21 protein-coding genes and 1 tRNA gene are annotated in these 17,090 nt (G+C 59.5%); 9 read left to right on the forward strand and 13 right to left on the reverse strand.

Annotation, left to right across the window (positions count from 1 at the left end; translation table 11 throughout):
• Nucleotides 1-85: 85 nt before the first annotated feature.
• On the forward strand, nt 86-1,234 hold the full coding sequence (gene yiaY, locus ACXR0M_RS18260) for an L-threonine dehydrogenase (protein WP_458833184.1): 1,149 nt from the start codon (nt 86-88) through the stop codon (nt 1,232-1,234).
• A 125-nt stretch (nt 1,235-1,359) separates the two neighbouring features.
• Here the strand turns inward: yiaY and ACXR0M_RS18265 are convergent, their stop codons facing one another.
• Nucleotides 1,360-1,848 carry a DMT family transporter gene (locus tag ACXR0M_RS18265; RefSeq protein ID WP_458833185.1) on the reverse strand — a complete coding sequence of 163 codons (489 nt, stop codon included), beginning with the start codon at nt 1,846-1,848 and terminating at the stop codon, nt 1,360-1,362.
• A gap of 77 nt (nt 1,849-1,925) precedes the next feature.
• On the opposite strand from ACXR0M_RS18265, the gene ACXR0M_RS18270 reads away from it, so the two are divergent.
• Nucleotides 1,926-2,840, forward strand: coding sequence for a LysR substrate-binding domain-containing protein (locus ACXR0M_RS18270; protein WP_458833186.1), 915 nt, complete (start codon nt 1,926-1,928; stop codon nt 2,838-2,840).
• A 7-nt stretch (nt 2,841-2,847) separates the two neighbouring features.
• Here the strand turns inward: ACXR0M_RS18270 and ACXR0M_RS18275 are convergent, their stop codons facing one another.
• A complete protein-coding gene (locus ACXR0M_RS18275) occupies nt 2,848-3,132 on the reverse strand; it encodes a type II toxin-antitoxin system RelE/ParE family toxin (protein ID WP_458833187.1) in 285 nt (94 codons plus the stop codon).
• Nucleotides 3,122-3,361, reverse strand: a complete 240-nt coding sequence (gene relB / locus ACXR0M_RS18280) for a type II toxin-antitoxin system RelB family antitoxin (protein ID WP_458833188.1) — start codon at nt 3,359-3,361, stop codon at nt 3,122-3,124. Before relB ends, ACXR0M_RS18275 begins: the two co-directional genes overlap by 11 nt.
• 108 nt (nt 3,362-3,469) lie before the next feature.
• Here relB and ACXR0M_RS18285 point away from each other — a divergent pair, with 108 nt between their 5' ends.
• The 6 genes from ACXR0M_RS18285 (at nt 3,470) to ACXR0M_RS18310 (ending at nt 7,606) form a co-directional block, all read left to right on the forward strand.
• The gene (locus tag ACXR0M_RS18285; protein ID WP_458833189.1) at nt 3,470-4,186 is read left to right on the forward strand and encodes a PA3715 family protein; all 717 of its coding nucleotides are present in this window, start codon (nt 3,470-3,472) and stop codon (nt 4,184-4,186) included.
• Between the two features lie 3 nt (nt 4,187-4,189).
• Nucleotides 4,190-4,606 carry a fosfomycin resistance glutathione transferase gene (gene fos, locus ACXR0M_RS18290; protein WP_458833190.1) on the forward strand — a complete coding sequence of 139 codons (417 nt, stop codon included), beginning with the start codon at nt 4,190-4,192 and terminating at the stop codon, nt 4,604-4,606.
• Between the two features lie 60 nt (nt 4,607-4,666).
• Nucleotides 4,667-5,305, forward strand: a complete 639-nt coding sequence (locus tag ACXR0M_RS18295) for a LysE family translocator (protein ID WP_458833191.1) — start codon at nt 4,667-4,669, stop codon at nt 5,303-5,305.
• Nucleotides 5,306-5,385: 80 nt separating this feature from the next.
• A complete protein-coding gene (locus ACXR0M_RS18300; RefSeq protein WP_458833192.1) occupies nt 5,386-6,735 on the forward strand; it encodes a sensor domain-containing protein in 1,350 nt (449 codons plus the stop codon).
• Between the two features lie 118 nt (nt 6,736-6,853).
• Complete coding sequence (locus ACXR0M_RS18305; protein ID WP_458833193.1) at nt 6,854-7,012, forward strand: KGG domain-containing protein; 159 nt, start codon at nt 6,854-6,856, stop codon at nt 7,010-7,012.
• 75 nt (nt 7,013-7,087) lie between these two features.
• Complete coding sequence (locus tag ACXR0M_RS18310; RefSeq protein WP_458833194.1) at nt 7,088-7,606, forward strand: DUF4142 domain-containing protein; 519 nt, start codon at nt 7,088-7,090, stop codon at nt 7,604-7,606.
• A gap of 102 nt (nt 7,607-7,708) precedes the next feature.
• Here the strand turns inward: ACXR0M_RS18310 and ACXR0M_RS18315 are convergent, their stop codons facing one another.
• From ACXR0M_RS18315 to ACXR0M_RS18325, 3 genes are all read right to left on the reverse strand, one after another.
• A complete protein-coding gene (locus tag ACXR0M_RS18315) occupies nt 7,709-8,119 on the reverse strand; it encodes a low affinity iron permease family protein (RefSeq protein WP_458833195.1) in 411 nt (136 codons plus the stop codon).
• A gap of 120 nt (nt 8,120-8,239) precedes the next feature.
• Nucleotides 8,240-8,770 (reverse strand): AidA/PixA family protein, encoded by a 531-nt coding sequence (locus tag ACXR0M_RS18320; RefSeq protein ID WP_458833196.1) that lies wholly within the window; start codon nt 8,768-8,770, stop codon nt 8,240-8,242.
• A 123-nt stretch (nt 8,771-8,893) separates the two neighbouring features.
• Complete coding sequence (locus ACXR0M_RS18325; protein WP_458833197.1) at nt 8,894-9,397, reverse strand: inclusion body family protein; 504 nt, start codon at nt 9,395-9,397, stop codon at nt 8,894-8,896.
• A gap of 369 nt (nt 9,398-9,766) precedes the next feature.
• Here ACXR0M_RS18325 and tam point away from each other — a divergent pair, with 369 nt between their 5' ends.
• Nucleotides 9,767-10,537, forward strand: coding sequence for a trans-aconitate 2-methyltransferase (tam, locus tag ACXR0M_RS18330; protein ID WP_458833198.1), 771 nt, complete (start codon nt 9,767-9,769; stop codon nt 10,535-10,537).
• Nucleotides 10,538-10,823: 286 nt separating this feature from the next.
• On the opposite strand, the gene ACXR0M_RS18335 is transcribed toward tam, so the two are convergent.
• The 7 genes from ACXR0M_RS18335 to atzF form a co-directional block, all read right to left on the reverse strand.
• Entirely contained in the window at nt 10,824-12,083 is a 1,260-nt protein-coding gene (locus tag ACXR0M_RS18335; RefSeq protein ID WP_458833199.1) for a type II toxin-antitoxin system HipA family toxin, read from the reverse strand.
• Nucleotides 12,076-12,393 carry a helix-turn-helix domain-containing protein gene (locus ACXR0M_RS18340; RefSeq protein WP_458833200.1) on the reverse strand — a complete coding sequence of 106 codons (318 nt, stop codon included), beginning with the start codon at nt 12,391-12,393 and terminating at the stop codon, nt 12,076-12,078. Before ACXR0M_RS18340 ends, ACXR0M_RS18335 begins: the two co-directional genes overlap by 8 nt.
• A gap of 286 nt (nt 12,394-12,679) precedes the next feature.
• Nucleotides 12,680-12,753: transfer RNA gene (locus tag ACXR0M_RS18345), tRNA-Gly, on the reverse strand.
• 157 nt (nt 12,754-12,910) lie between these two features.
• Nucleotides 12,911-13,795: an alpha/beta fold hydrolase gene (locus ACXR0M_RS18350; protein ID WP_458833201.1), complete on the reverse strand. Its 885-nt coding sequence runs from the start codon at nt 13,793-13,795 to the stop codon at nt 12,911-12,913.
• A 314-nt stretch (nt 13,796-14,109) separates the two neighbouring features.
• Nucleotides 14,110-14,802, reverse strand: coding sequence for a pseudouridine synthase (locus ACXR0M_RS18355; protein WP_458833202.1), 693 nt, complete (start codon nt 14,800-14,802; stop codon nt 14,110-14,112).
• A 33-nt stretch (nt 14,803-14,835) separates the two neighbouring features.
• Nucleotides 14,836-15,066: a cysteine-rich CWC family protein gene (locus ACXR0M_RS18360; protein WP_458833203.1), complete on the reverse strand. Its 231-nt coding sequence runs from the start codon at nt 15,064-15,066 to the stop codon at nt 14,836-14,838.
• Between the two features lie 237 nt (nt 15,067-15,303).
• Nucleotides 15,304-17,076: an allophanate hydrolase gene (gene atzF, locus ACXR0M_RS18365; protein WP_458833204.1), complete on the reverse strand. Its 1,773-nt coding sequence runs from the start codon at nt 17,074-17,076 to the stop codon at nt 15,304-15,306.
• Nucleotides 17,077-17,090: the final 14 nt, after the last annotated feature.

Genomic DNA, 17,090 nt, shown 5'->3' on the forward strand with positions numbered 1-17,090 from the left:
ATCAACATCGCTCGTGACCGATCGGTCGATCCTGTGCACATCCGCCGGATCGCAGCAGTCGATTCGGCTCAGTCAGGAGACGCGCATGAGCAGCACCTTTTTCATTCCGGCGGTAAATATCATGGGCAATGGATGCCTCGACGAAGCCATGGTTGCGATTCGCAATTACGGTTTTCGCAAGGCGCTGATTGTTACCGATGCGGGTCTGGCCAAGGCCGGCGTGGCGGCCATGCTCGCCGAAAAACTGGCGATGCAGGACATCGATTCGGTGATCTTCGACGGCGCCAAGCCGAACCCGAGCATTGCCAACGTTGAGTCCGGGCTGGCGCTGCTCAAGGACAGTCACTGCGATTTCGTGGTGTCGCTGGGCGGCGGTTCGCCTCATGACTGCGCCAAGGGCATTGCCCTGTGTGCGACCAACGGCGGACACATTCGCGATTACGAAGGCGTCGATCAATCGAGCAAGCCGCAATTGCCGCTGATCGCGATCAACACCACGGCCGGCACCGCCAGCGAAATGACCCGCTTCTGCATCATCACCGACGAAACCCGCCACGTGAAAATGGCCATCGTCGACCGCAACGTCACGCCGCTGTTGTCGGTGAATGATCCGGCGCTGATGGTCGCCATGCCGAAAAGCCTGACCGCCGCCACCGGCATGGACGCCCTGACCCACGCCATCGAAGCCTACGTCTCGACCGCTGCCAACCCGATCACCGACGCCTGTGCGCTGAAGGCCATGAGCCTGATCAGCAACAACCTGCGCCTGGCCGTACGTGACGGCAGCGACCTCGCCGCGCGGGAGAACATGGCCTATGCGCAGTTCCTCGCCGGCATGGCCTTCAACAATGCCTCGCTTGGCTACGTGCATGCGATGGCGCACCAGTTGGGTGGTTTCTACGATTTGCCCCACGGCGTGTGCAACGCGGTGCTGCTGCCGCATGTGCAGACCTTCAACGCGCTGGTCTGCGCCGAACGCCTGACCGACGTTGCTCATGCGATGGGCGCGGACATTCGCGGGTTCAGTCCGGAAGAGGGCGCTCAGGCGGCGATCAATGCGATCCGTTGCCTGGCCAAGGATGTCGATATTCCAAGCGGATTGCGCGAACTCGGCGCCAAACTCAGCGACATTCCGGTATTGGCTACCAACGCGCTGAAAGACGCGTGCGGCCTGACCAATCCACGGGCGGCGGATCAGCGGCAGATCGAGGAGATTTTCCGTAACGCCTTTTGAGATCTTCGCGCGCAAGCCCGCTCCCACATGTGATCGCATTTCTCAGACGAAACTCGATCAACTGTGGGAGCGGGCTTGCTCGCGAATACGCACTTCCAGACACCGCAGGTAATGGATCAATAGCATCAGTTAACCGCCGCCACTTGCCTCTCAAAAAAACCACCAAACTGAATCAATACCACCCCGCCAATCAGCAACAACGCCCCCAACACTCGCGACACCGTCAACGGTTTCTCCACCAGTCCAAACCAGCCAAAGTGATCCAGCAGCATCGACGCAATCACCTGTCCGGCCAGCGCCAGTGCAACAAACCCAGACGCCCCGAGCCTGGGCAACAGCATCACCGCCAGCGCCACAAAGCACACGCCAAATGCACCGCCAGCCCACATCCACAGCGGTGCCTTGCTGATAATCCCCAGCGACGGCAGCGGCAGGCGCAATGCCAGAATCACCGGCAACAGCACCAGCACGCTCACCACTAATGAAGCCAGAGTTGCCCACAGCGGATGCCCGAGCCCGCGCGCCAGATTGCTGTTGATCGCACTCTGGAACGGCACCACCGCTCCGGCAAACGCCGCCAACAGCAACAGACCGGCCCACTGCAAGGAACTCATGCTCAATCTCCAACAGGTTTTGCTGGACTCTAAGGTATTCGTCGCGCAGATTTAAATTCCGTTTTGTCATCCAGAACATGCACAAGATGAATGATCTGCGCCGTATCGATCTCAATTTGCTGGTGATCCTCGATGCCTTGCTCAGCGAGCAGCACGTCACCCGTGCCGCCGAGCGTCTGCACCTGAGTCAGCCGGCGGTCAGCCATGCGCTGGCGCGGTTGCGTGATGTGCTCGGTGATCCGCTGCTGGTGCGCGCAGGAGCGAGCCTGGTGCCCACGGCGCGGGCGCTGGAACTGGTGGCGCCGCTGGGCGAAGCGCTGGCGCAGGTGCAATCGCTGCTGGCGCCGAACACCTTCGATCCGGCCAGCGCACGGCGAACCTTTCGCGTGGCGATGTCTGACTACGGCGCGGCGATCATCCTGCCAGGACTGATCCGCACCCTGCGCCGCGAGGCACCGGGCATCGACCTGCAGATCAGCCACGCCAGCCGCGAAGGCATGCTTGAAGGCGTGCTCAATGGCGATATCGATGTGGCCGCCGGTGTGTTCCCGGAAATGCCTCATGAATTGCGCAGCACGCTGTTGTTCGAGGAACGCTACGTTTGCCTGCTGGATCGGCGCAGCTTGCCGGCCGCCGGCGTGCTCGACCTGTCGACGTACCTGTCGCGCCCGCACGTGTTGCTGGAAATGCGTGGCAGCGGCACCCCGGAAATCGAACGGGCGCTGACCTCGCTGCGCGAACGCCGCCGCGTCGCCATCAGCCTGCCGCACTGGAATGTCGCGCCACAGCTGATCAGCGGGACCGACTTGATCCTCACCGTGTCGTCACGCAGTGTGCGTGACATCGATCAGCAGGACTTGATTGTGCTGCCGCCGCCGTTCGAGATCGCGCCGTTCAACTTTGTGCTGGCGTGGCACAAGCGGCGGGGTGCGGATCAGGCGTTGAACTGGTTGAATCACACGATCGAGCAGGGGATGAGCCGCGTCACGTGAGCGGCCATTACCACATGCTGGGAGGAAGCCGGCGGGTGTGGAATATGCGCAGAATCTGCAGTCGTCCGTGACGGACACGGTACGGAATCAAATAAGGGCGATCAGGTAGCACCCATTCTCTTGTTCCGGCCAGACGTCCCTCGCGCCCGGAGGCAGGAAAGCGCGCAAGATGATCGACGCAGTCGAGTATGGTTTGCACAAACTCTGAAGCAGCCTTCGGATTTTCAATCGCAATGTAGGCGGCCTCGTCATCAAGATTCTTTAGCGCGGTACGGAGCCACTCAACGCGCATTGGCATTCCACTTTCTGGTGACGGCCATGACTTCATCCTCAGACGCGAAATCGCCAGCGTCGGCTTCTTTCAATGCCTGCTGGATTTCTTCGATTTGCCAGGCTTCCCGCGCGAGATACTCGCGAAGGGCATCCACTGCCAAATACGACTTGCTACGCCCGGTCGCCTTGGCGAGGTTGGCGAGGGTGTCGGCAATTTCATCGGGAAGACGCAAAGACATGACGGACATGATGGTCTCGTTGTAGTGATTTGTAGTGCAGCATACTACAGCGTCATACTTGGGCCCGCCTGCCACTCGTCCAAGAACTGCTCAGCCGACTTTTATCAAGGAAGAAAAATGACCCGCAGAAACACCTTACTCATGGCGTTCGCATCGCTTGCCATCACCGCCAACGCCCAGGCCGCCTGCACCACCAAAAGTTTCGACGGCAAATCCATGTCGCGCTGCAACGTCTGGCCGGCGTTTCCGAGTCAGGCGATTTCGGTCAAATCCACCTATCTGGCCGATTCCGGCGGCGACGATGCCGGGGTGTTCGATCTGGATCTGGCGCTGCTCAATGCGAGCAACGCCAAACCCATCGCCACTTACCACAAGCCGGGCGCCTACAATTCGGATGCCGTGCGCCTGGACGATGTGCGCATCGATACCGCGCGCTATCGCCTGACCCCGGATATTCGCGCTTTCGGGCTGCGGGCGAAGTTCGCGCACACTTCCCAGGCCATTCCTTACGAGAAAACCGATCTGGCGCTGTATGTGCGCGAGGGCGACAGTCTGCGCCCGGTGCTGGAAGGCCTGGTGGTGTTCAAGGACAACGGCGAGTTCGTGAATGACTGCGAGGGCTACAGCAAGAAAATCCGCCGCACGCTGGAGATCGCTCCAACCAGCCACAATGGTTTCGCCGATCTGATCGTCACCAGCAGCGGCAGCAAGACGAAAAACAGCAAATCCGGCAACCAGTGCGTTTCGAACACCACTGAGCTGAAGAAAAAGCAGCTTACCCTGACCTACGATGGCCAGCAGTACAACGTTCCCGAAGACCTGCGAGGTTATTGACCCATGCTCACCGGCCTCAACCACCTGACCCTCGCGGTCAGCGACTTGCCGCGCAGTCTGGCGTTCTACCGCGACGTGCTGAATCTGCGCGTCGAAGCCACATGGGATGCCGGGGCCTACCTGTCGCTGCCGGGGCTGTGGTTGTGCCTGTCGCTGGATGCGCAGCGCAAGTCCGAGCCTGCCGTCGACTACACGCATTATGCGTTCAGCCTTGATCAGGTGGATTTCCCGGCATTCGTGAAAGCGGTGAAAGCGGCGAACGTGCAGGAATGGCGCGACAACCGCAGCGAGGGTGCGTCGTTCTACTTTCTCGACCCGGACGGGCACAAGCTCGAAGCCCACGTCGGCGATCTGGCGTCGCGACTGGCAGCCTGTCGCTTGAAACCGTACGCCGGCATGCGTTTTTACGACGCGCAGTAAACAGACGCCTTGGGCTGATATAGACTGGCCATCATTTGTACTGGCGCCTGCAGGTATCTCATGACCCCATCGCTGCTCATGGCCGTTCTGGCTTCGGGTTTCATCTATGGCATCACGCCGGGGCCGGGTGTACTGGCGGTGTTCGGCATTGGCGCGGCGCATGGGCGGCGGGCCGGGGCGGGGTTTCTCTGCGGGCACCTGCTCGGCGATGTGGTCTGGTGCAGCACTGCGCTGATTGCGATTGTCGGCGCCCGGGAAATCGGCAGCACCGCGTTCGATGTGCTCGGTGTACTCAGTGGCGTGTACCTGTTCTGGCTCGGCTGGCGGGCGGTGCGCGCGCAACGGCGCAGCACTGATCAGCCGCAGGGCGCGGCGCGTCAGCCGTTTTGGCACGGCATCCTGTTTGGCCTGACCAATCCCAAGGCTTACCCGGTGGCGGTGGCGACTTTTACCGCGCTGCTGTCGAGCCGCGCCGAACTGCTCAACTGGTCGATGCTGCCGGCGCTGATCGCCTTGAGCTTCCTCGGTGGCTTGCTGGCTTACGCTATCTTGATCGGGGTGGTCGGCGCCCAGCGGGTGCGCACGCTGTATCAACGCCATGAACTGCTGATAACCCGCCTGTGCGGGGTGATGTTCATCGGTTTTGCGATCAACGCGCTGATGCATGCGCTGCCGGGATTGCTGCCGAACAAGGCTTGACGCTGGTTGCAGGGACGCGGGAGCAAACAGGTCAGGGATGGTGGATCATTGCTGCATTGTCCGGACGCCCACGCTGAACCATGGAAAGCCGAAACTCCGCGCCATTGGCGAGTTATATCGACCTGTTGCTGGACGCCGTCTGCGCGGTGGACAAGCAAGGCCGTTTCGTTTTTGTCAGTGCCGCCTGCGAACGCATTTTCGGTTACACGCCTGACGAGTTGATCGGCCGGCCGATGATCGAACTGGTACACCCGGCGGACCAGCAGCGCACCCTGGCCGCCGCGCGCGAGATCATGGGTGGCGAACCGAAACACAACTTTGAAAACCGCTACGTGCGCAAGGACGGGCGCATCGCGCACATTCTGTGGTCGGCGCGCTGGTCCGAGGTCGATCAACTGCGCATCGCCGTGGCGCGCGACATCACCGAACGCAAGCAGGCCGAATCGCGGCAAGCGGCGTTGTATGCGATTTCCGAAGCGGCGCATGTCGCGGAAGACCTGCTGGCGCTGTTCAAGCGCATTCACCTGATCATCGGCGAGTGGCTGCCGGCGCTGAACTTCTCGGTGGCGCTGTACGACGAGCACTGTGCGCAGCTGAATTTTCCCTATCACGTCGACGCTCACGAATCGCAGCCCGATCAACCGGGCACCGTCACCGGCCGCTTGTGCGGGGAGGTCATTCGCAGCGGCCAGCCGATTCTGCTGACGCCGGACAGCCCCGGTTCGTCGCCCGACTTCGCCGAACTGGTGGCGGGGCAGGATTCACCGTGCTGGCTCGGTGTGCCGCTGAATTCGAAAAACGGCACCATCGGCGCGCTGATCGTCAAAAGCCTGCCGGGCGGCGAGCGTTACACCGAACAGGACAAGGAACTGCTGCAATACGTCTGCGCCCAGGTCGCCACCGCCATTGAGCGCCAGCAACTGCACGCACGGCTCAAACGCATGGCGCAGTACGATCAATTGACTCAGCTTCCCAATCGCGAACTGCTCAAAGAACGACTCAAAGCCGCGCTGGCCGGTGCCCGTGCAGCTTCAGGGAGGATGGCTTTGCTGTACGTCGATCTGGATCGCTTCAAGCAGGTTAACGATACCTTTGGCCATGGCGTCGGCGACATGCTGTTGCAGACGGTGGCCAGTCGGCTCAAGGGCTGCGTGCGCGACACCGATACCGTGGCGCGCATCGGTGGCGACGAATTCGTGGTGCTGTTGCACAGCGTGCATGCCGCCGAAGACGCCGACAGCGTGGCCGCCAAGATCCGTCAAGTGCTGGCACACCCAATGCGCCTCGACGGGCACAACCTTGCTATCGAGCCAAGCATTGGCGTGGCCTGTTATCCCGAACATGGCCATGAAGAACAGCAACTGTTTCGGCATGCCGACCAGGCGATGTACGCCGCCAAACGCCTCCATCACCGGGCGCGGGATAGCTGAATCCTGCGCCGCCGTTCGTCGCGGCACGGGCAACTTTTCTAAACCTTTGGCGGTCCGGCAATTCTGAATCTAGGCGGGCACCTGCTCGCCAACGATCAACACCAGGAGGAAGAGAATCATGCCTAACTCAAGAAACTCGAACTCGGGAAACTTTGCCAACGATCGAACCAAGGCGTCTGAAGCCGGTCGCAAGGGTGGGAAAACCACCACCACGACGGTCGATAAAGAGCCTGCGAAATCCGAAACGGGTCGCAAGCCTGCGCAGAAATCGAAGTAAGTCGCTGCGGTGGTTTTGATTGAGAGGCGGGGGCGCAAGCTCCCGCTTGAATTTGCACAGAAGGAGGGCGCGACCATGAGCCGGATGGCCAGCCAGGTACGTCGTTTGAGTTTTGTCACGTTGTTGGGGCTGTTCGCCAACAGTGCGTTCGCCGGCGGCGCCGCAGCGCAGTCGCCTGCCGATTTCATCAACGATGCTTCAGCCAAAGGCATGGCCGACATCGAAGCCAGTCGTCTGGCGCATCTGAAGTCCGAATCCAAAGAGGTCAAGGATTACACCATCGTGGTGATCAATGACCGCACCACCGCCAATCAGCATCTGGCGAAGATCGCGAAGAAGTTAGACCTGCCGGTGGCGCCCCGCGAAGAAATCGCCGACAAGGCGAAAACCATGATTCCGCAGGTCAAGGATGGTGAAACCTTTGACCAGGCTTATGCCGCCAGCCAGGTGAAAGCCACCGAAGAAGCCATTCAGCAGATCCAGCAGGAAGCGCAGGCCACCGACGTGCCGGAGATCAAGGCATTCGCTGACGAGACCCTGCCAAAACTGCAAAGCCATCTGGAAATGGCCCGGGCCCTGCAAGCCAGCCGCTGATTTCTTTACTCGATAAAAGATCGCAGCCTGCGGCAGCTCCTACACCGATCGATGTAGGAGCTGCCGCAGGCTGCGATCTTTTGCTCTTTTTTAAGGATTCAGTTAGCAGTCATTCAGATTCTGCTTCGGCTTGCTCTGTTCTCCCAGCCCGTCTAGTTCGGCCACCTCGCTCTCGCCCATGCTGCGGTAATGCTTGCGCAACGCTTCCAGTTGCTTGAGGTCCAGCGCTTCCAGGCCAAGCATCGCGTTCTGCGCTTCCTTGTTGGCGCGCAACAACTCATCGAGCTTCAGGTGCAGGATGTCGGTGTCGCGGTTCTGCGTGTTCTGAATCAGGAACACCATCAGGAACGTGATGATCGTGGTCGAGGTATTGATGATCAGCTGCCACGTGTCATTGAACTGAAAAATCGGCCCACTCAGACCCCATAGAGCAATCAGGATCAACGCACCCATGAAGGTCTTCGGGCTGCCCGCCCACAATGCGAGTTTTTGGGAGATTTTTGCGAATTTCATTGCCGTGTTCCTTATTGGGATTGCCTGAAATTCAGACCGTGACGGCGTTGCGAAAATTCGTTTTTTTACAGGCATGCCCCTGAAAAACCGGTCATGCGACCGGTTTCGACATGAGTACGCTCAGGACGTCAATTCAACCTCTGCCTGCCACTGAAAGAACCCCGCCACTTCACATTGCTGATTGACCAGCATGAAACCCAATTCGCACCGGGCGGTGCCAGGTGTTGCCGGGGTGCTTGTCCAGAAGTGATCGTCCGCTTTGCGCGTTCCTGGTACGGACGGCATTTCAGGGTTGGGCGCGGGGACGGTGAGTTCGGTGTGAACTTGCAGTTGAGGGACAGAAAGTAGGCCGCTGTTATCGACGGTCATGCGGTAGGTAACCACGCTGTGCTCGGCGATCAGGCTGACGCTTCTGGCGCGGAAATTAATGTCGCGACCAATCCTGACAAGGATTTTGGTGTGGCTGTCATTTGTAACTATTTTATCTGAATTGTTATCCGAGACAAAAAAGATAAACCCATCGGTAATGCTTGTAGGGTTCGCGGGATCCTGGCTGGGTGTTGGATAGTGCGAAAGCAGAGATTCGGCATCGACGATCAGCAACACATTCTGTGCGTTGGTAGTGTGGGTCGGGATCGGTTCGGAAGTCATTGTGGATTCCTTTCATGACGTCGCAACAAACGGCGGCCGCTTTGCTCAAGGCAGACATCCTGGTCCGGCCGGAGCGGCATCGGATCGATGGAGCCCCTCGTAGCCGAGAGGCTCACCACATCATCAGTTGTGGATGGAGATGAACGGATCCCAGGAGCAGCAGCCGATGATCTGGCAGTTGCGGTCGACGATCAGGAAGTGGAAGTGATAGGTCACGCGGCCGCAGTCCAGGGTCTCGGATGACCAGTAATGGTTGTCGACTTTCTGGCAGCTTGGCACGGATGGATTGCTCGTGTTGGGCACAGCTACGCACGCTGTGGCCTTGCGCGGTGAGGGGGGCGAGATCAGGTTCTCTCCGGCGTTGGGGACGAATTTGTAGAAAATCACTGCCTGTTCGAAGCTCTGCGACAGGCTGGTTTCACGCCAGCGGATCAGATCGCCGACCTGAGCCTTGAGATCGAGTTCGCCACCGGCCTGGCCACTGACGACGTTGTCCTGATTGGTGACCATGTACACATGTTTCCAATCAATCAGCGTTGGATTCTTCGAATCCTTGCTGATGTTTGGATACTTTTTCAGGATGGTTTCGGTGTCGATGGAAACCAGAATATCCGTAACTCGAGACATGGTGATGCTCCTTTTTCATAGTGAGCGTCGGACTGCAATCCAGGCACGACGACGCTTGCTTGCCGTATGGCTTTCGCGAGCACACTACTGGTGGAACCCATCGGTCATGAGGGACGGGCAGGCCGTGCTTCTTGCACGAAATAACGCGTTGTCGGGTTCCTTCCGATTGCCGCAGCTTGACTATAGGCAAGGTTGTCATGCTGTCAAAAACGCGTGTTGCTTGTTCGACGGACGGTCGATGATTTGGATGGCGGGAATAGGCGATAGCAGGACGATGTCTGAAACCGTTTGCAACGAGTCGCTCTGGAACTGCTCGCCGGGCTGCCTGTATTGTGACGAACAGCCGTCATGCCTCGACAGGAGAACGCAATGAGTTGGTCCGCCAAGCAATACGTCGCTTTTGAAGATGAACGCACCCGTCCGGCCCGTGATTTGCTGGCGGCGATTCCCACGGTGCAGGCTCGATCAGTCGTCGATATCGGTTGTGGTCCGGGTAACTCCACCGAGCTGTTGGTGCAGCGTTTTGTGCAGGCTCGGGTCAGCGGTCTGGACAGCTCTCCGGACATGATCGACGCCGCGCGCAAGCGCCTGCCGCAGTTGCAGTTCGACGTGGCGGAGATCGACCGCTGGGGCGATGCCGGCCCGTTCGATGTGATCTTCGCCAACGCCGTACTGCAGTGGCTGCCGGATCACGCGAAGCTGTTGCCGGCGCTGGCCGGCAAGCTGTCTCCTGGCGGCAGTCTGGCGATCCAGATGCCGGACAACCTCAACGAACCTTCTCATCGGCTGATGCGCGAAGTGGCGGCCAGCGGTCCCTGGGCCGCGAAACTGGCTGACGCTGCCGGGCAGCGTACCGAGATGGCGAGTGCCAGCGATTACTTCTCGATGTTGCGCCCGCACTGTTCGCGCGTCGACGTGTGGCGCACCACCTATCACCACCCGTTGGCGGACGGTGCAGCGGGGGTGGTGGAGTGGTTCAAGGGCAGTGGTTTGATTCCGTTTCTGAAACCGCTGAGCGAAGACGAGCGGGCGCAGTATCTGCAGCAATATCTGGCGGCGGTGGCCGAGGCTTATCCGGCGTTGCCTGATGGTTCGGTGCTGTTACCGTTCCCGCGGTTGTTCATTGTCGCGACCCGCTAAAGGCAAACACCGATCCTGTGGTGAGGGGATTTGTCCCCGATGGACTGCGTAGCAGACCCAAAATCTTAGGGGCGCTTCGCACCCCAGCGGGAGCAAGCTCTTTTCCGAAACATCCAGCCCCAGCACATGGGCGGTGCCGTGCTCACTGGCCCAGCGGCTTAACTAGCCATAGCCGCGCAGGGGGAGGGTGGTAGGGAAATGCCAATGGGTCGCGGGGCGGGTGAAAACCGTCGGTGCGTTGTGGATCTGTAATGTCGGAAAACGCTGCATAATTGCAGCGCCTTCTTCACCGCAACAATGCGATGTTGTGATCTATACGGTCTTGAATGGTACGCAGGGTTTCCTGAGTGATCAGGTCCGGGTAAAGGTCATTAGCCAGGGCCGAAAACTGGCTGGATACGTGGCAAAAACGCTCAATGATCAATCCTGCATCATTGGCACTGACTTCCGCTTCTGCTGCAAGACCAAACATCGCTTTCCGGTCGATTTCCAGCGCTTCGCCCATTACATCCATCTGATGATATCCACCGGATCCTTCGCAAAAGGTCACATCGTAGGCCGGCGCTAATTTCCAGTCGCCAGTTGACGACATGGTGTAGGCAAAGTTCTTGGGGTGATCATCCCGGTTATTGAACACAACGTTGAAAACAGCTCGCTCGAACGCCAGTGCTTTTTCACGCACGTCATTGGTACATCTTTGAGTCGCGCGCAAGAAATTGACGTAGTCCAATGAACCTGGTGATCGAAAATCTGCTCCGGTAAAGGCTGCAAGACTTTGCATGGGAACGCGCAGGCCGTCCTGTCGATCAAACCGTTTGCTGGCGAAGGCGGCCATTCCGTCTGACAGGCTGAAGTATTGCGTGTCTGGCGTTTGAATACCGCAGAGGCGCAAGCATTCGGCATAGACCATTTCGATGACACACACTTCGGGGTGTTCATGTCGGGCCGGGAACTTCACCAGCCATGCTTCAAAACCTGGAGTGGCAGCAGTGGTGAACATCCCGGAGTCAGGATCGCGATAGACCAAGGCCTTTGGTCTGGCACCTTGCGGAGCACCGCCCACCAGCAATAACTTCTGAAGGAGTTCGCCCCCTTCACCTTTCAGCACTTGCTGCACTTCAGCCGCCAGCAGCTCAATGGGAACATGCATTTGCGGCTCCTGCATCTCGGGTGCCACAGGTTTGAACGACATGGCACCCATGGCATTGTTGCCGATATAGGCCAGTCGTGCCAAAGGACCGATGCGTGCGGGATTCAGGCCACGCCGTTTGAATAAACGATCCATCAGCAGCATGCCCCAGCCGTCGGGCAGCGAGTCATAAACGGGACCGGGCAACCCCAGCTGATGCGGCGGGAAGTCCCGGCTCAATCTGGCGCCTTGCAGAGGAAGGCTCAGGGACGAAAGCTCCAAGCCCCTTTTTTTTGCTTTGTCGCTGTACTCGAAGACGGTCAGCGGTCGGCCAGTCAGGGCGGTGGTGGAAGCAAGAGTCCCCCACCGCCAATGCTCACCCCAGCCCTCATAGTAGACTTCCACTTGCTCAAGCATTGTCGGACTTCCTTTTGATGCGCTGACGCTTGGCACTGTTTTCGTAGCGCAGAATGTCGTCCAGCGTTTCCAGCTTCGGCAGGAACAGGTTTTCGAGTTCTTTGCTGCGGCCGAGAACCATGGCAACGCGCACCAGGTTTTCGAAGCCCACATTTCGTCCGGCCTCCAGATTGGATACCGTGTTGGTCCCGATACCGGCGCGAGCGGCTACGTCCGCCTGGGTCATTTCCAAGGCGAGCCGATCAGTGCGCAGGCGCTCACAAATCCGTTTGACGAGCTCACTGGGCTTGCTCAGGCTTAAATCCAGCATAGTGGCTTTTTACACCTTAAATTCAGTTCAAGGACGGGCATCAGGGGAATCATGCCAAGATGTGCATTCCTTTTGTTAATCCCGTTTATTGTGGCTTATCTTCGAAAAAGCGCAATAACACCCGAAAAAAGGAATTAATCCAATTTGTTGCAGCGTTCTTTTCCTTGCGAAGATCGAATGCCTGAAATCTTTTTTCAAATCCCGGACACAAAAAAACCGGCCCTGTAGGCCGGTTTTTTCTGGTGCTGCATCCCCCGTCAGAACCACGACGTGAGACTCGATTGTGTGGAGCGGGTAGAGGGAATCGAACCCTCAACTAAAGCTTGGGAAGCTTTCGTTTTGCCACTAAACTATACCCGCTCAGAGCGGCTGACTTTGTACCAGAGTCGGGCGCGGATTTGAAGTTTTTCTTTTGCTTGCCGCACGTTACAACATTGAAACGGGCATGCGCAGGCGAGTCGGGCAGGGGCGATACGCTGATGTTCGAGCCTGCCGACTCGTCTGCGACAACATCTTTTCAAATAGCCAGTGCATGGTGCTCCTGAACGAACGAGTAGCGCGTTCGGCTCGACTGTTGAGCCGGTTTCAGGAACCCGAGCAGGGCGTTCTGACTGTCGCGGCAGGCGGCCTTGTGTTCCATGTCGAGGAAGTGCCCGGTGGCCTGCAGCGTGGTGAAGCTGCTGTGCTTCACGTGGTTGCCGAATAGCCGGGCGTCTGTGGCGGCGGTGTACTCGTCCCATTCGCCGTTGAGAAACAGCACCGGCACGTTGACCTTCTTCGCTGCATTCAAATAGCACTGGCGATCGCTGTGCAACACGTCGTTGATGTGAAAGTGCATCTGCCCGTATTCGTGTTCGGCCAGGCTGCTGACGTGGCGATAGTTGAAGCGCTTGAACAGCGACGGCAGGTGTTTGCCGATGGTGTTGTTGACCAAGTGCCCGACGCGGTCGCCGTCGCGCTGGCCGAGGTAATCGACCCCGCGCTCCAGGTAATCGAGCATGTGCGCGTTGATCACCGGCGAGAACGAGCTGATCACGGCCTTTTCAATGCGCCGCGGCTGGTGGGCCAGGGCAACCAGGGTGGCCGCGCCGCCCCAGGAAAACGACAGCACGTGTTCGGCACCGAAGTGGTCGATCAGCTCCAGCAGAATCTGGCCTTCGACTTCCTTCGTCAGATGTTTCTCGTGACGGTTGTGGATTTTCGACTTGCCAGCGTAGGGCTGGTCGTAGCAAACCACATTGAATTGCGGGTGCAGGTTTTTCACAGTCTGTGCAAACGACGCAGTCGTGGCCATCGAGCCGTTGACCAGAATGATGGTCTTGTCTGCGGCGTCTGCGCGATAGAACTCCGTGTAAACCCGATACTGACCCTGTATATCCAGCACAGCGATTTCTGGCCTCATGTCATAAGACTCCTGGCAAGCAAGCGGGTATGCGCGCAATGAGATTGCACGAGCTTTGTGACAGGTAGGCATACGCCTGGAATTTGCCTGGCCCATGTCGATCCATGACTGCGGTCGACGGGTGTTGTTATTGGCGGGCAGTCTGCCGGCTGAGGCGCAGCCCAAGGGGCTGACGACCGGCAAAAAGTTTCTTGGAAGTATGTGGTGACTCATCGGTCACATTTCGGCCGACGTCCTGATTCAAGCAGTGAGCCGGGGATCGCGCAAGTGCCGTTGGTAAATTGTTCGACAACTTCTGCTGAGCGGTCGCCGGCTTAGAACCAATGAATCTCTTCGGTGCGCAAAGCACGGTACTCGCCCGGTTTTAGCGCGTCATCGAGCCGCAGCGCTCCCATGGATTCGCGGTGCAGGCGCAGCACTTTATTGTTGAAGTGACCGAACATGCGCTTCACCTGATGGTAGCGACCTTCGACGATGCCCAGACGCGCCGCCCTCGGGCCAAGCACTTCGAGCTGCGCCGGTTGCGTGGTCAGGTTTTCGAACGCGAAGTAGATGCCCTCGGCGAAGGTGATCGCATACTCCGGTCCGATGTCCTGTTCGGTTTCGACGTAATAGACCTTCGGCAGTTTGGTCTGCGGCTGGGTCAGGCGGCGCGACCAGGCGCCATCGTTGGTGATCAGCATCAGCCCGGTGGTATTGAAATCCAGGCGACCGGCGATGTGCAGGTCGTCCTTGTCCGGTTCATCGATCAGATCGAGCACGGTCGGGTGTTGCGGATCGCGGGTGGCGCTGACGCAGCCGGGCGGCTTGTGCAGCATGAAGTAGCGCGCCGGTTTGCCGATTTGCAGCACTTCGTCATCGACTTCGACGCGGCTGAACTCCAGCACTTCGCTGTGCGGATCGCTGACGACTTTTCCGTCGATCCGCACGCGCTTTTCCACGAGCAACAGGCGAACCTGCTGACGGTTGTAGCGGGGCAGGTTGCTCAGGAAGCGGTCGACGCGCATGTTCAGGAATCGGTTGAAGGCGGGGCGCGCATCTTACGGGATCGGCCGCGCCGCTGCTTGCAGTTGCGTCTCGACCTGAGCGCAGCGCGGGCAGAGGCAGGATTTGTCGCGCAGCGCCGCCGGCAGCGCTTCGAGCACTGCCGGATCGATGCTCACGCCGTAGCACCAGCACGCGCGGTCGGCGGTGCGCGGGTCGGCCAGGCTGCAGTCGTTGCGAGCGCCACAGGCCGGGCAGAGGTCGGGTTTAACGTCGGAATCAGGCATAAGTCGAGTAAGGCATTTCCACGCAGGTGCGGTTGCGGCCGGTTTTGTTTGGCTCGGTACATCACATGATCGGCCCGCGACGGCAGGCTGTGCAAGGTGTTCGGTGTTGACGATGCACCCTGTTGCCAAGCTGTCCCTGTAGGAGCGAGCCTGCTCGCGATATCGGAATAACATTCACCGAATATGTGACTGATCTCCCGCTATCGCGAGCAGGCTCACTCCTGCAGGGGGGCAGATTCAGGTCAGGGTTTCTAGATACGCGCGCCACCCACCCAAATGGCTGATGTCCAGCGCACCCTCCAGACCATAAGGTTCGCAGATAAACCCGCTCTCCCAACGTCCGTCCGCCAATTGCACCTTGCCCAGTCCAAGCGGCGCCGGAATCCCGGTCAGGAACGAGCCCAATTCGCTGCTCGGCAACTCCCACACTTCCACCGCAATCGCTACGCCGCCATCCTTGACCCGCACCATCCCCGGACGCAGCGGCGGGCCGCCGGCCAATGAATGCAGTTGATAGTCCGGCGAACTGAACGTCGTTTCCAGCAATCTCCCACCCCGCTGCGTCAGTTGCCAGTTCAACGCCAACCCTTGCAGATGTGCGCCACAGACCACGATGCGTGCGCGATCATGGCGCGCTGCGTTCGCCGGCGTCGGCAGGTCGGCATCCTGTTGACGCTGCAGCGCATCGGCGATGCTCAGCAGATATTGATCGGTGAACGCCCGGCCAAACAGCGTCACGCCCCACGGCAAACCGTTGGCCATGAACGCGCTCGGCACGGCGACGGCGGCGTAGTCGAGCAGGTTCATGAAGTTGGTGTAGTAACCCAGTTCGGAATTGCGCAGCACCGGTTCGGCCTGCAGTTCAGCCAGTGTCACCGGGCGGCCGATGGTCGGGGTCAGCACGCATTCGAGGCCGTCGAGGGCCTGATCACACAGGGCTTTCAGGGCTTGCAGCCGATACTGCGCGCGGAAGGTCTGCACGCCGGTCACCGCCGGGGCCTTGGCCAGCACGGCGCGGATCACCGGCAAAACGGCCTCGGGATTCTGTTCCATCAACTCGCCCGCCACGCTGTAGCGCTCGGCGACCCACGGCCCCTCGTAAAGCAGACGCGCGGCTTCAAGGAATGGCGAGAGATCCAGTTCGACTGCTTCACCTCCCAGGGCCTTGAGCCGGTCGATGGCATCGCCGAACAACAGCGGCCCTTCGACGCAGCCGAAAAACTCAAGGTCCTGCGCGCGCGGCACGCCGAAACGAAACGCTCGCGGCGCACCAAACGCCGAGCCGTCATTCCACGATGGATTGCGGCGGCTGTATGCGTCGCGTGGATCGAGTCTGGCGACAAGCGCCAGCAACTGACTGGCCTCACGCGCCGTGGCGGTAAACGTGGTAACGCAATCGAGCGTGCGACAGGCCGGCAGTACACCGGCGGTGGAAATCAGACCTTTGCTCGCCTTCAATCCGACCAGATTGTTCAGCGCCGCCGGCACCCGACCGGAGCCTGCAGTGTCGGTGCCCAAGGCGAAACTCGCCACGCCCAGCGCCACCGCCAGCGACGAACCGGCGCTGGAACCGCCGGACGGATATTCCGTCAGCACACTGTTTGGGCACGCGCCATAAGGCGAGCGGCTGCCGTTGAGTCCCGTGGCAAATTGATCGAGATTGGTCTTGCCCAGCGGAATCGCCCCCAAGGCGATCAACTGCTCGACGATGGTCGCCGAGCGCTCCGGCACATAAGCAAAGTCCGGGCACGCGGCGGTGGTCGGGATGCCCGCCAGATCAATGTTGTCCTTGATCGCAAACGGCACGCCGTACAGCGGCAGGCTGTCGAGGTCGCGACCGTCGAGGCCGGCAAGGTAGGGCTCCAGCTCCGCAACGCTGAGCAGATGAATGAACAGGTGATAATCCGGGTTCAGCGCGGCAGCTTTCTCGCGCAGTTTCGCCAGCAGTTGGCGCGGTGTGGTGTCGCCATTGCGATAGGCCCGGCGCAGAACATCGAGTTGCAGATTCATGAGTTGATCCTTGT

It is taken from the genome of Pseudomonas sp. Eth.TT006, from assembly GCF_054456575.1.